We start from the raw sequence: 12497 nt of genomic DNA, 5'->3' as shown, positions 1-12497 counted from the left end.
TATCTCCCCTGCCGCGCGGGGGAGATAATAAGCGGCTTTTGTATTGCGAGCTGTAGTTATAAACCGCTATTGAGAAGCCGCTATTGAGATGCAGCGGCTTGTGGTGTGCGTTTATTCCCCATCATATTCCCTATCCAAAATGCCAGTAAACTCAACAATAGTGATGGCACGATGGGGTGGAAACCCAGCAGTTGGATATTGAATGTTGCCAACAAAGTATAACTTGCCGCGCCTGTCAGCATTGAGCTGATTGCCCCTTGGGCATTGGCTTTTTCCCAATATAGCCCCAGAACCAGTGGCCAGAGGAAAACGGCTTGCAGCCCACCGAATGCCAGCAGGTTCAGCCAGATAATCATCTCAGGTGGACGCCATGCTGCCAGCAGTAATAATGCGCCTAAAAATAGGGTGGAGTAGCTGGAGATGCGTGAGAGTTTTTTCTCTTGACGGATCTGTTGTGGGTACAGGTTTAAATAGAGATCTTTGACGATAGTGGCCGACGATTGCAGCAGTTGGGCATTAATGGTGGACATAATCGCCGCCATGGGCGCAGCCAGAAAGATCCCGGCGGCAACAGGAGGCAGTACGGTGATCATCAGGGTCGGGATCACTTGGTCGGGGATCGTCAGATCAGGAATGATCGCCCGGCCAAGGGCGCCCGCAAGGTGCATGCCGAACATCAGGAACGCCATGATGATGGTGCCAAGCACAATACCACGGTGAACCGCTTTACTGTCTTTATAAGAGATGCAGCGCACGGCGGTGTGTGGCAGCCCAACGACACCAAAGCAGACCAAGACCCAAAAAGACGCCATAAATGGCCCAGAGAGGATGTTATCGGCACCGTAAGGCGAAACCAGATTGGGGTCAATGGTGCGCAGGGTTGTCACTGCTGCCGATATCCCGCCGGCTTTGTAGATAATGCCTGCCAGCAATAAAGCCGTTCCCAACAGCATTACCAGCCCTTGCAGGGTGTCATTGAGGACGCTGGCCCTGAAACCGCCAAATGTGGTATAGAGGGCAATTGAAACGCCGAAAATCAGTAATCCCGTATCGTATGGGATACCTGCCGCAGTTTCCAGCAAACGTGCCCCGCCAATGAATTGCACGGTCATTGCGCCGACAAAAGCAACCAACAGGCTTATACTGGCAAACCAGACCAGAAAGCGGCTCTGGTAGCGCGCATACAGCATGTCATTGAGTGTGACCGCATTATAACGGCGGGCGAGGATAGCAAATTTTTTCCCCAGTACGCTCAGTGAGAGCCATATCGCCGGCAGTTGGATCAGTGATAACAGCACCCAACCGAGACCATACTTATAAGCGGCACCCGGACCACCAATAAATGAGCTGGCACTGATATAGGTTGCGGTAATGGTCATTGCCAGTACAAAACCGCCCATTGAACGGTTGCCGAGAAAATACTCATTCAGGAATTCACCGGTTTGCCGGCGGCGATAGGCATAGATTGAGAGGATGAAAACCAATACCAGATATCCCACGAGAGGCAGAATGACTTCACTTTGCATCACTGTCCTCCAGCGGAATATCCTTGAATATACACGTCACCATCAACCCACAAAGGATGATAAATAGGGTGGGTAGCAGCAGGCAAGCCAGCTCAAACCAGCGGGGCAGCCCAGTTATGCCGATGGCATTGCTGGGGAGGTAAGCACACAGTAGCCAACCAACGAGGTAAGCCAATGTCAGGAATATTGCCCAGCGTGCTTCTTTGTTGGATTGAACAAATCGTCCGTCCATCCATCCGTTCTCCGAGTAATTTACATGAAACAATATGAGAGGGAATTGTACGGTAATGCGTGGATTTATTCATTTTATTAAAATTTGCATGTATTGCCTCAATCGCTATTTATCCTCCTGATGGGGAATTCATTCCTCGCATGGTGAGTATTTTTAACAAACCGCTGCCCTCTGCTCAGCCCCGTTAATCGCAAAATCCGGCAGGCTTATCGGACAGAGTTATTCAGTATAAGCATCCATCACTTTACGAATATGTTCTTCATTAACGGCATACCATGGATAACCAAGAGTACGCATTTTTGAAATATACACGGGACGGTATTTACCTTTCGTACAATACTGGGCACCTTCAAATAATCCAATCACACCGTTTATATGTTCACAAGTTGGTATTGGTGTTTCAGGTTTAATTAAGTGTCGCCACTTAATTTTATTTCTATTTGTTTCAATCGTCACATTAGGTTGACGCGGTTCTCCGTCAATAGAACAAATCACCCCTCCATCGTCATATTCATCAGCTAAACCATAAGCTGAATGTCCGAATTCATGAAGTGCTATCTCGGTAGCGCGAGGGTCCATGGTACATGTTCCAACACCCGTATAGCCGGCACCCCCATAGTCTGATGTATTCCCGATCACTAAGATTTGATCATATCCTCCATGACCTAACACATTGTTAGCAGTTTGCGTTACCAAGTGAGGGTCAACACAGAGTAATCGATCAATATTATGGCATCCTAACACCATATGAAATGCGGTATCTTTGATGTCAGATCCTTTTGATATGCCAGATTCTTTGCTAATGATATCAAGACGAATAACTTTAAAACGATTTTTTAATGAAGACATCAGAGGGTCCGAAAAAAAATTTCTCCTGACTTCTTCAGCATCTTTTTCCCATTTTTTCTGATCATCTTGCGAATAACCATCTCCCATAAAGACCAGAATTAATGGTCGTTTGATCGTGTTATCTTCTTGAGATATAACTTTATGAGATATAGGTGGAGAAGTCTCGGTCTTATTTTTGCATCTATTTTTTACAAGCGTTTCTATTTGCTTACGATTAAAAACCCGTGATGTTGGCATGGTTAGTGGTGTTGATAAAGTTGGGATTTCTACGATCTTGATTGCCTCTACATTATCGGGATAAGGAATAACGATTTGAAGATAAAGATGAGATAATTCTTTATATATTATTCTTTCAATCTGCCCTGATTCCGGGTCAAAAGTTTTAAAGCGGGGTTTGTCATCAGCAGCAACAAAATAGTGAGATATTTCATTCCCTTGTTTATCTAACGTGAAAATTCGCCACCCTTTGTGTTGGGGAATTAAATCTTCATTAGGTATAACAGGCACTCTAAAGTCACCGGCTTTAGCGTTTAGTATATTAATGTTTTTTTTTGATGATGTGTTTTCTTGTAACAGATGCAACCAGAGGCTTTTATTTTCATTCATTTTTTTGTTCCTATCATATATGCAGTGATTTATCGTGAAATAAATGAGACTAAGAGCAGGCTTAAATGATAATTGCCAATTCTATGAAACCATTTTTCGTGGTTTTCACGTCCGTTGAGTATAACCGATATAATGGAATTTGATAGTCTTAGGATTCGGAATTATGACCAAATTTTGACTAAATAATAAATATGCCTGTTCTTTTAATATTGTTTATTGCAATAAAGCAAATATATTTAACCTATGATACCTGAAATCAATTTGTTATATGAGAAGCAGTGGTTTAATGATGTAATATAATAAATTTCATCTCATTGGTTGTGAAATAATTCATAAATTTATTTTTATTCATGATGAAAAAAATCCCACCGATAAAAGATGGGATTTTATTGATTTAAGGCAATGTGACCTGAACGTTAGAAAGAACCTTACTTATCCTGCAAGCCCAGTTTCTTCTCCAGATAGTGGATATTGGTTCCACCTTGCTGGAAGTTCTCGTCATTCATGATGGCCAGTTGCAGGTCGATATTGGTCTTGATGCCATCAATGATCAATTCGGCCAGTGCATTCTTCATGCGGGCAATGGCCACTCCACGGGTTTCGCCGTAAGTGATCAATTTCCCGATCATCGAATCATAGTAAGGCGGTACGGTATAGCCTGCATAGATATGGGATTCCCAGCGCACACCAAATCCACCGGGCGAGTGGAAATGGGTGATCTTGCCTGGACTTGGCAGGAAGGTTTTCGGATCTTCGGCATTGATGCGGCATTCGATCGCATGACCTTTAATTTCGATATCTTCCTGTTTGATGGACAGTGGCAGGCCAGAGGCAATACGTAACTGTTCTTTAATCAAGTCAACGCCGGTGATCATTTCGGTCACGGGATGCTCAACCTGAATACGGGTATTCATCTCAATAAAGTAGAATTCGTCGTTTTCGTACAGGAACTCAAATGTACCCGCCCCGCGATAGCCGATTTCGACACAGGCTTTGGCACAGCGCTCACCGATGCTGCGGCGCAGTTCTGGTGAGATGCCCGGTGCCGGCGCTTCTTCCACCACTTTCTGGTGGCGGCGCTGCATGGAACAGTCACGTTCAGCCAGATAGAGCGCATTACCCTGACCATCAGCCAAGACCTGAATTTCAACGTGACGTGGGTTCTCAAGGAATTTCTCCATGTAGACCATGTCGTTGTTGAATGCGGCTTTGGCTTCTGCGCGGGTCATGGCGATGGATTGTTCCAGATCTTTGTCGCTGCGTACAACACGCATACCACGACCGCCGCCGCCGCCGGATGCTTTGATGATCACCGGATAGCCGATGCGGTTTGCAATGGCTTTGTTTTTCTCGGCGTCGCCACCCAATGGGCCATCAGAACCCGGAACACAGGGAACGCCCGCTTTTTTCATCGCACTGATAGCGGAAACTTTATCGCCCATCAAACGGATAGTCTCAGCCCTCGGGCCAATGAAAATAAAGCCGGAACGCTCAACTTGTTCGGCAAAGTCGGCATTTTCAGACAGGAAGCCATAACCGGGATGGATTGCCTGTGCACAGGTAATTTCTGCCGCAGAAATAATGGCAGGAATATTCAGGTAGCTTTTTGCCGAGGCAGCAGGGCCGATGCAGACGGTTTCATCCGCCAGCAGGACGTGCTTCAGGTCACGGTCTGCCGAAGAGTGCACCGCGACGGTTTTGATCCCAAGTTCTTTACAGGCTCTCAGGATACGCAGTGCAATTTCACCGCGGTTAGCAATGACAATTTTTTCAAGCATGGGGTGCGCCTCGTTATTCGATGACGACCAATGGCTCGTCGAATTCAACTGGTTGACCGTCTTGAACCAGAATCGCTTTCACTACGCCCGTTTTGTCAGCTTCGATCTGGTTCATCATTTTCATGGCTTCAACGATACACAGGCTTTCGCCCTGATTGACATGCTGGCCGACTTCGATGAAAGGTTTCGCATCTGGGCTTGGTGAACGGTAGAACGTACCCACCATTGGCGAGCGAACGATGTGACCGCTGATTTCAGCCGGTTTGTCAGCGATGGCTGGCGCTTCGGGTGCAGCGGCATGCACTGGTTGCTGGACAGGTGCAGAAATGTATTGCTGAGTCATCGGTATTGCTGTGGCTACCGTTGCACGGCTGATGCGCACTGACTCTTCACCTTCAGAAATTTCCAGTTCAGAAATGCCAGATTCTTCAACCAGCTCGATCAATTTTTTTATCTTACGAATATCCATGAGTGTGGTTCCGTACTTTTCAGTCAATTAGTTGGATGTTGACAAGCGGTTAACCGCTGCCTGTAATGCGAAACGATAACCATCTGCTCCTAACCCGCAGATTACGCCGACTGCAATATCGGAAAGATATGAGTGGTGGCGGAATGGCTCGCGGGCGTGCACGTTGGAAAGGTGAATCTCAATAAATGGGATATCGACCGCCAGAAGTGCGTCGCGCAGTGCCACGCTGGTATGCGTGTATGCCGCAGGGTTAATTAAAATAAAATCTGTATTGCCTCGCGCTGAATGAATTCTCTCAATCAGTTCAGATTCTGCGTTGGATTGCAGATGGGATAATTCAGCCCCCGATTGGTAAGCTTGTTCTGACAGTTGGTTAACGATGTCATTAAGCGTTAACTTGCCGTAGGTCTCTGGCTCTCGCGTTCCCAACAGGTTCAGGTTGGGGCCATTCAAGAGTAAAATGCGAAACTTATCTGCCATTGTGCGGGTATCTCCGGCAATCTGTCAACAATCGACCAAGATAACGCGATGTTAACGGTTTGTCATCTCTTTCTGATATCTAGAATTGTAAATTTGGCGATAAAGCCCGACATTATAAACATATCGTGGCATTTAGCAGCAAAATACTGGTCTTATCAGCGCACCTTCACAATTGTCCTGCCCGTAATTTGATTGTTTATCAACTTATTGGCGTATTCGGTGACTTGCCCTAGTGTGATTTCATTGGCCGTTTGCTGATAAAAGGCCTCTGGCAGCAGCTTCTGCAACCGCTGCCAAATAGCAGGGCGTTTTGCGGCCGGAACCGTCACAGACTCCACACCCTGCAAGCGAACATTACGCAGGATAAACGGCATCACACTGGTGGGAAGCTGGCTGTCACTTGCCATGCCACAGGCAACCACCGTACCGTTATAATGGGCTTGTGCCAGCAACGTCGCCAATGTTATGCCGCCAACCGTATCGATCACACCGGCCCAACGCTGTTTTTCCAATGGGCGTGATGGCTGGTGGAAGTCACTGGCCGGTAAAACCGCTTTTGCGCCCAGTGAAAGCAGGTAATCTCGACTGTCGGGTTTGCTGCTAATGGCAGTAACGGAATAGCCCAGTTGTGACAGCAACGTTATTGCCGTGCTGCCAACACCGCCGCTGGCGCCTGTCACGGCAATGTCCCCGCTTTCAGGCATTACGCTCCCTTGTTCCAACGCCATAATACACAACATGGCAGTAAAACCCGCTGTGCCGATGATCATGGCTTGCCGGGGAGTTAAGGCGTGCGGCAATGGCGTCAGCCATTCACCCGATACCCGCGCTTGCTCTGCCAATCCACCCCAGTGCGTTTCTCCCACGCCCCAGCCCGTTAGCAAAACATATTGCCCGACGTGAAAACGGGGATCTTCGGAATGATGGACAACACCCGAAAAATCGATCCCCGGCACCATGGGAAATTGGCGGATAATCTTCCCCTTGCCCGTAATAGCAAGGGCATCTTTGTAGTTGAGTGTTGACCAATGAATATCAACGACCACATTCCCCGATGGCAACTGAGACGCATCAATATCCTGAATAGATGCTGATAATGTTTCGTGTTGTTCCAGTAATAAGGCTTTCATGATAATTCTCTCTTGATAGGTATCTATCTGACATCATTACTTGTTTGTGTTTGGCATCACCATCATTTCTTCACCACCATTTCTTTCACCTCAATATAGATAAAATCTGATGTACTGAAATAGGCGGGCAACAATATTGTGATAGAGAGTGGTAAAACGGGGTTACTTATTTTTGTTCAGGATGGCATTGGAAAAGATAATAATCTATCGAATTTCAACTATTATTCCTAATCTCACCAAATTCATCTATTGCTTTTATAATTAATGCACTATCCCGCTTTGGAACTTGGTTGAATTTGCTAAAATGGTGACAAGGCAGCATAGGGCTTGAAAAGCGGGGTGGCCGTATCTCAATATGCACGATAAATGTTGGTTTTTTTGTGTATTGGCTGATTTGGGAGGGCAGTGATGAGATTATTGGTGAAATTAGCCCATTTTTATGCAGTTTTTTTCTGCTCCGTTAGAGAAAAGTAACGTAGAATACCGTATTTCTGATGTGAATAACGTAGCCACTTTTATTGAAGTAGTAAAAGTAGTTAATTATGCGCCTTGTCGCTGCTTCATGTGGTTGGTAGAGTAGACGGACAATCTCCGTCCCCAGCTTGCAGGATTATCCTTTCGTTATGTTAAAGAAATTTCGTGGCATGTTTTCCAACGATTTGTCCATTGACTTGGGTACTGCCAATACCCTTATTTATGTCAAAGGCCAAGGAATAGTATTGGATCAACCCTCCGTCGTTGCGATTCGCCAAGACAGGGCTGGTTCACCCAAAAGCGTTGCAGCAGTAGGGCTGGAAGCAAAGCAGATGCTGGGGCGTACTCCGGGTAATATCGCCGCTATCCGCCCAATGAAGGATGGGGTTATTGCTGATTTTTATGTTACCGAAAAGATGCTACAGCATTTTATCAAGCAGGTTCACAACAACAGTTTTATGCGCCCAAGTCCGCGCGTGTTGGTCTGTGTGCCTGTTGGTGCGACCCAAGTTGAGCGTCGTGCCATTCGTGAATCTGCCCAAAGCGCAGGCGCCAGGGAAGTCTTTTTGATTGAAGAGCCAATGGCGGCCGCCATCGGTGCGGGTTTGCCCGTTTCCGAAGCAACAGGTTCAATGGTCGTTGATATCGGTGGCGGAACCACGGAAGTTGCGGTGATTTCCCTTAATGGTGTGGTTTATTCTTCTTCGGTACGCATTGGTGGTGACCGTTTTGATGAAGCCATCATCAATTACGTTCGTCGCAATTATGGCTCCCTGATTGGGGAAGCAACGGCAGAGCGCATCAAGCACGAAATTGGTTCTGCTTATCCAACAGATGAAGTGCGTGAAATTGAAGTGCGTGGCCGTAACCTTGCCGAAGGTGTCCCGCGCAGTTTTACGCTGAATTCCAACGAAATTCTTGAAGCACTGCAAGAACCCTTAACGGGTATTGTGAGTGCGGTGATGGTCGCGCTGGAACAGTGCCCGCCAGAATTGGCGTCTGATATTTCGGAACGGGGCATGGTGCTGACTGGCGGTGGCGCGTTGTTGCGTAATCTTGATCGTTTGTTGATGGAAGAAACTGGCATTCCTGTTATTGTTGCTGAAGATCCACTGACTTGTGTTGCCCGTGGTGGTGGCAAGGCACTGGAGATGATCGACATGCATGGTGGCGATCTGTTCAGCGAAGACTGAAAGTAACTCTGCGGGCTGGGAGGTGGACACGTTTTATCGGAGCCTCCTTGCTGACTGTTACGGAGTTTTACCCTTTATGAGACAACTCAGCTCGACAATACGCCATTTATGAAGCCGATTTTCAGCAGAGGGCCTTCTCTGCAACTGCGACTCTTTTTTGCTATCATTATTGCCATTGTTTTGGTTGTGGTAGACAGCCGCCTTGGTGTTTTCAATAAAGTCCGTAGCTACATGGATACGGCTGTGAGTCCCTTTTACTTTCTCGCCAACGGGCCGCGCCAGTTTTTGGACGGTATCTCAGAATCTCTTGCCAGCCGTAATCATCTTGAGCTGGAAAACAGAACCCTGCGTAACGAATTGCGTTTACAGGACAGCAAACTGTTGCTGTTGGGGCAACTGAAACAAGAAAATTCCCGGTTACGTGAATTACTGGGGTCGCCCCTGCGTAATGATGAACACATGATGGTATCGCAGGTGATTTCTGGGGGGATGGACCCATACCGGGATCAAATCGTCATTGATAAAGGGGCCAAAGAGGGGGTGTATGAAGGGCAGCCTGTTATCAGCGATCGGGGGGTGGTGGGGCAAGTGACAGCGGTGAGTCAGTTGAGCAGCCGGATATTGCTGATTTGCGATCCCTCGCATGCCCTTCCTGTACAGGTTTTGCGCAATGATATTCGGGTTATCGCTAATGGAGCAGGGTGCACGGATGATCTCCTGCTGGAACCTTTACCCAGTGATACTGATATCCGCGTAGGGGATGTACTGGTGACATCGGGGCTGGGGGGGCGTTTTCCGGAAGGTTATCCTGTGGCTGTCGTGTCTTCTGTCAAAATTGATAACCAGCGGGCCCATGCGGTCATTCGTGCCCGTCCATTGGCCGAATTGCGGCGCTTGCGCTATTTACTGCTATTGTGGGGTGCTGATAATAATCCCGCTGAACCCTTGCCACCTGCGGAAGTCTACCGGGCAGCCAATGAACGTTTGATGCAGATGTTACCACAGGTGTTGCCAAATCCATCGGATGAGGCCCCGCAGTTGCTGGCACCCAAATCCGTAGAAAAAGAAATATCAGCGGGAAAAGAAACACCCGCGGCAAAACCGACGTCTAAGCCGTCATCACCAGCGACAGGAAATCAGCAATGAGCCAATACCATAGCAAAGGACTCTGGATCATTTGGCTATCTTTCCTGATTGCAATCGTGCTACAGATTATGCCGTGGCCGGAGCAGTTCTTTATGTTTCGGCCCACCTTATTGATGCTGTGTTTAGTTTACTGGTTGCTTGCCCTTCCTCATCGTGTCAGTGTGGGGACGGGCTTTGTCTTAGGGATGATTACTGACCTGTTGCACGGAAGTATCTTGGGAGCACATGCCCTGGCATTTAGCATTATCAGTTTCTTGGTCGCTTTCAAATTCCAGCTTATCCGCAATATGGCACTTTGGCAGCAGGCGCTGCTTGTGCTTGGGCTTTCAACATTGATGAACCTCTGCGTTTTTCTGGTTCATGCTCTGTTACTAAAGACCCTCTTTCATCCGGAAGTGTTCTGGAATGGGGTGGTTAATGGTATTCTCTGGCCTTGGCTATTTTTATTAATGCGGAAAATCCGTCGTCAATTTTCAATTCGTTAAAATAGGCTTCTAACAAAAATAGCGGATAAGATAGATTCCTAAGGATTATTCACGATGAAAACCATTTATTTAGCTTCTGGCTCACCAAGACGGCGTGAGCTGGTGGAATTGTTGGATTTTAACTTTGCAATCCTGGCACCTCAGGTCGAAGAAAAATGGCGTGAAGGGGAGTCTCCACAGCAATATGTCACTCGATTGGCCAGAGAGAAAGCGCGGGCTGGCGTCGCCATCGCGCCACACGATTACCCCGTTCTGGGGGCAGATACCATTGTTGTATTGAATAACCGTATCTTAGAGAAACCGCGAGATCAGCAACACGCTGCGGAAATGCTTAATGCTTTGTCAGGTCAGTGCCATCAGGTGATGACGGCTGTTGCTTTATCGAACAGTCAACATACCTTGAGTGAAATAGTCATTACGGATGTGATATTCCGCCAGTTATCCCAACCGGAAATACGGGAATATATTGCCACTGGGGAGCCAATGGATAAAGCCGGCGCGTATGGCATTCAAGGTAAGGGCGGTTGTTTTGTCAGAAAAATTAATGGCAGTTACTACGCTGTTGTCGGCTTGCCACTGGTGGAAACCCATGAATTAATCACACGGTTTTTAGCGTTAGCTGATGGGAAGGATTATTCATGACAGCAGAGTTATTAGTCAATGTAACACCATCCGAAACGCGGGTTGCTTATATTGATGGCGGTATCTTGCAAGAAGTTCATATTGAACGGGAAGCCAAAAGGGGCATTGTCGGGAACATTTACAAAGGGCGTGTAAGTCGGGTTCTGCCCGGTATGCAGGCGGCCTTTGTGGATATCGGGCTGGAGAAAGCCGCTTTTTTGCACGCTTCGGATATTGTGCCGCATACGGAATGTATTGCGGGTGAAGAGCGGAAAAATTTTCATGTCAGGGACATTGCCGAATTGGTGCGTCAGGGGCAGGATTTACTGGTTCAGGTCGTGAAAGATCCGCTGGGAACCAAAGGCGCCCGTTTGACAACCGATATCACCTTACCGTCTCGTTATTTGGTGTTTATGCCGGGGGCATCCCATGTGGGGGTGTCACAACGCATAGAGAGCGAAAAAGAGCGCGAGCGCCTGAAAAGCATCGTCATGGCGTATTGTGATGAGCATGGCGGTTTTATTATCCGCACGGCCGCTGAAGGGGTGGGAACAGAAGAACTGGTACAGGATGCGGCATTTTTGAAGCGTCTGTGGAGTAAGGTGATTGAACGTAAGAAACGCAATATCACCAAAAACAAGGTTTATGGGGAATTGGCACTGGCGCAACGTGTTTTGCGTGATTTTGTCGGTGCTTCCCTCGATCGTATTCGCGTTGATTCCCGCCAAACATTTGTACAATTACAGGAATTTATTGATGAATATATTCCTGAGATGAACGCGAAACTGGAATATTATCAGGGAAACCAGCCGATATTCGATCTCTATGACGTGGAACGTGAAATTCAGCGGGCGCTGGAGCGTAAAGTAGAATTAAAGTCAGGGGGCTACCTGATCATTGATCAGACGGAAGCCATGACGACCATTGATATTAATACCGGTGCGTTTGTCGGGCATCGCAATTTAGAAGAAACTATCTTTAATACTAATATTGAAGCAACGCAGGCGATCGCCCGGCAATTAAGGCTGCGTAATTTGGGCGGTATCATTATCATTGATTTTATTGACATGAGTAACGGAGAACACCGTCGCCGTGTCTTGGCATCCTTGGAACAGGCATTAAGCAAAGACAGGGTGAAAACAACCCTCAATGGTTTTTCACCCTTGGGATTGGTTGAGATGACGCGCAAGCGTACACGGGAAAGTATCGAACATATCTTGTGTGATAATTGCCCGACGTGTCAGGGACGAGGCACGGTAAAATCTGTCGAAACCGTCTGTTATGAGATCTTGCGTGAAATTGTCCGCGTCAATCGTGCCATTGATGCAGATCGTTTTCTGGTTTATGCCTCTCCCGCCGTCAGCGAAGTCCTGAAAGGGGATGAATCCCACGCATTGGCAGAAGTCGAAATTTTTGTAGGCAAACAGGTCAAAGTGCAGACAGAGCAGCGTTACAGCCAGGAGCAATTTGACGTTATTATGATGTAGAGCAATAGCGCTGACAACCAA

The 12497-nt window shown here is 47.3% G+C and carries 12 protein-coding genes; 5 read left to right on the top strand and 7 right to left on the bottom strand.

The window, feature by feature from the left end:
* Nucleotides 1-80: 80 nt before the first annotated feature.
* The 7 genes from panF to acuI form a co-directional block, all read right to left on the bottom strand.
* Nucleotides 81-1526: a sodium/pantothenate symporter gene (gene panF, locus PSI17_RS00960; RefSeq protein WP_273550147.1), complete on the bottom strand. Its 1446-nt coding sequence runs from the start codon at nucleotides 1524-1526 to the stop codon at nucleotides 81-83.
* The gene (locus tag PSI17_RS00955; protein WP_273550146.1) at nucleotides 1516-1758 is read right to left on the bottom strand and encodes a YhdT family protein; all 243 of its coding nucleotides are present in this window, start codon (nucleotides 1756-1758) and stop codon (nucleotides 1516-1518) included. Before PSI17_RS00955 ends, panF begins: the two co-directional genes overlap by 11 nt.
* Nucleotides 1759-1977: 219 nt before the next feature.
* Complete coding sequence (locus PSI17_RS00950) at nucleotides 1978-3213, bottom strand: M64 family metallopeptidase (protein WP_273550145.1); 1236 nt, start codon at nucleotides 3211-3213, stop codon at nucleotides 1978-1980.
* Nucleotides 3214-3641: 428 nt separating this feature from the next.
* Nucleotides 3642-4991, bottom strand: coding sequence for an acetyl-CoA carboxylase biotin carboxylase subunit (accC, locus tag PSI17_RS00945; protein ID WP_273550144.1), 1350 nt, complete (start codon nucleotides 4989-4991; stop codon nucleotides 3642-3644).
* Between the two features lie 13 nt (nucleotides 4992-5004).
* Nucleotides 5005-5460 carry an acetyl-CoA carboxylase biotin carboxyl carrier protein gene (gene accB / locus PSI17_RS00940; protein WP_273550143.1) on the bottom strand — a complete coding sequence of 152 codons (456 nt, stop codon included), beginning with the start codon at nucleotides 5458-5460 and terminating at the stop codon, nucleotides 5005-5007.
* Between the two features lie 27 nt (nucleotides 5461-5487).
* Nucleotides 5488-5940, bottom strand: coding sequence for a type II 3-dehydroquinate dehydratase (aroQ, locus tag PSI17_RS00935; protein ID WP_273550142.1), 453 nt, complete (start codon nucleotides 5938-5940; stop codon nucleotides 5488-5490).
* A gap of 155 nt (nucleotides 5941-6095) precedes the next feature.
* Nucleotides 6096-7070, bottom strand: a complete 975-nt coding sequence (gene acuI, locus PSI17_RS00930; protein WP_273550141.1) for an acrylyl-CoA reductase (NADPH) — start codon at nucleotides 7068-7070, stop codon at nucleotides 6096-6098.
* Between the two features lie 623 nt (nucleotides 7071-7693).
* On the opposite strand from acuI, the gene mreB reads away from it, so the two are divergent.
* From mreB to rng, 5 genes are all read left to right on the top strand, one after another.
* Complete coding sequence (mreB, locus tag PSI17_RS00925) at nucleotides 7694-8737, top strand: rod shape-determining protein MreB (RefSeq protein ID WP_010847922.1); 1044 nt, start codon at nucleotides 7694-7696, stop codon at nucleotides 8735-8737.
* A gap of 108 nt (nucleotides 8738-8845) precedes the next feature.
* Nucleotides 8846-9883, top strand: coding sequence for a rod shape-determining protein MreC (gene mreC, locus PSI17_RS00920; protein WP_273550140.1), 1038 nt, complete (start codon nucleotides 8846-8848; stop codon nucleotides 9881-9883).
* Nucleotides 9880-10368 carry a rod shape-determining protein MreD gene (gene mreD / locus PSI17_RS00915; RefSeq protein ID WP_273550139.1) on the top strand — a complete coding sequence of 163 codons (489 nt, stop codon included), beginning with the start codon at nucleotides 9880-9882 and terminating at the stop codon, nucleotides 10366-10368. Before mreC ends, mreD begins: the two co-directional genes overlap by 4 nt.
* Before the next feature lie 54 nt (nucleotides 10369-10422).
* Nucleotides 10423-11010 carry a Maf family protein gene (locus tag PSI17_RS00910; protein WP_273550138.1) on the top strand — a complete coding sequence of 196 codons (588 nt, stop codon included), beginning with the start codon at nucleotides 10423-10425 and terminating at the stop codon, nucleotides 11008-11010.
* A complete protein-coding gene (gene rng, locus PSI17_RS00905; protein WP_273550137.1) occupies nucleotides 11007-12476 on the top strand; it encodes a ribonuclease G in 1470 nt (489 codons plus the stop codon). Before PSI17_RS00910 ends, rng begins: the two co-directional genes overlap by 4 nt.
* Nucleotides 12477-12497: the final 21 nt, after the last annotated feature.

It is taken from the genome of Xenorhabdus sp. IM139775 (assembly GCF_028598745.1).
GTDB lineage: Bacteria > Pseudomonadota > Gammaproteobacteria > Enterobacterales > Enterobacteriaceae > Xenorhabdus.
The sequence above is the reverse complement of the archived record's forward strand: the minus strand, read 5'-3'. Positions and strand labels throughout refer to the sequence as shown.

What these genes read in the sequence shown, in the direction of transcription:
- panF (WP_273550147.1), bottom strand. Translation starts at nt 1,526, where the DNA reads ATGCAAAGTGAAGTCATTCTGCCTCTCGTGGGATATCTGGTATTGGTT.
- PSI17_RS00955 (WP_273550146.1), bottom strand. Translation starts at nt 1,758, where the DNA reads ATGGACGGACGATTTGTTCAATCCAACAAAGAAGCACGCTGGGCAATA.
- PSI17_RS00950 (WP_273550145.1), bottom strand. Translation starts at nt 3,213, where the DNA reads ATGAATGAAAATAAAAGCCTCTGGTTGCATCTGTTACAAGAAAACACA.
- accC (WP_273550144.1), bottom strand. Translation starts at nt 4,991, where the DNA reads ATGCTTGAAAAAATTGTCATTGCTAACCGCGGTGAAATTGCACTGCGT.
- accB (WP_273550143.1), bottom strand. Translation starts at nt 5,460, where the DNA reads ATGGATATTCGTAAGATAAAAAAATTGATCGAGCTGGTTGAAGAATCT.
- aroQ (WP_273550142.1), bottom strand. Translation starts at nt 5,940, where the DNA reads ATGGCAGATAAGTTTCGCATTTTACTCTTGAATGGCCCCAACCTGAAC.
- acuI (WP_273550141.1), bottom strand. Translation starts at nt 7,070, where the DNA reads ATGAAAGCCTTATTACTGGAACAACACGAAACATTATCAGCATCTATT.
- mreB (WP_010847922.1), top strand. Translation starts at nt 7,694, where the DNA reads ATGTTAAAGAAATTTCGTGGCATGTTTTCCAACGATTTGTCCATTGAC.
- mreC (WP_273550140.1), top strand. Translation starts at nt 8,846, where the DNA reads ATGAAGCCGATTTTCAGCAGAGGGCCTTCTCTGCAACTGCGACTCTTT.
- mreD (WP_273550139.1), top strand. Translation starts at nt 9,880, where the DNA reads ATGAGCCAATACCATAGCAAAGGACTCTGGATCATTTGGCTATCTTTC.
- PSI17_RS00910 (WP_273550138.1), top strand. Translation starts at nt 10,423, where the DNA reads ATGAAAACCATTTATTTAGCTTCTGGCTCACCAAGACGGCGTGAGCTG.
- rng (WP_273550137.1), top strand. Translation starts at nt 11,007, where the DNA reads ATGACAGCAGAGTTATTAGTCAATGTAACACCATCCGAAACGCGGGTT.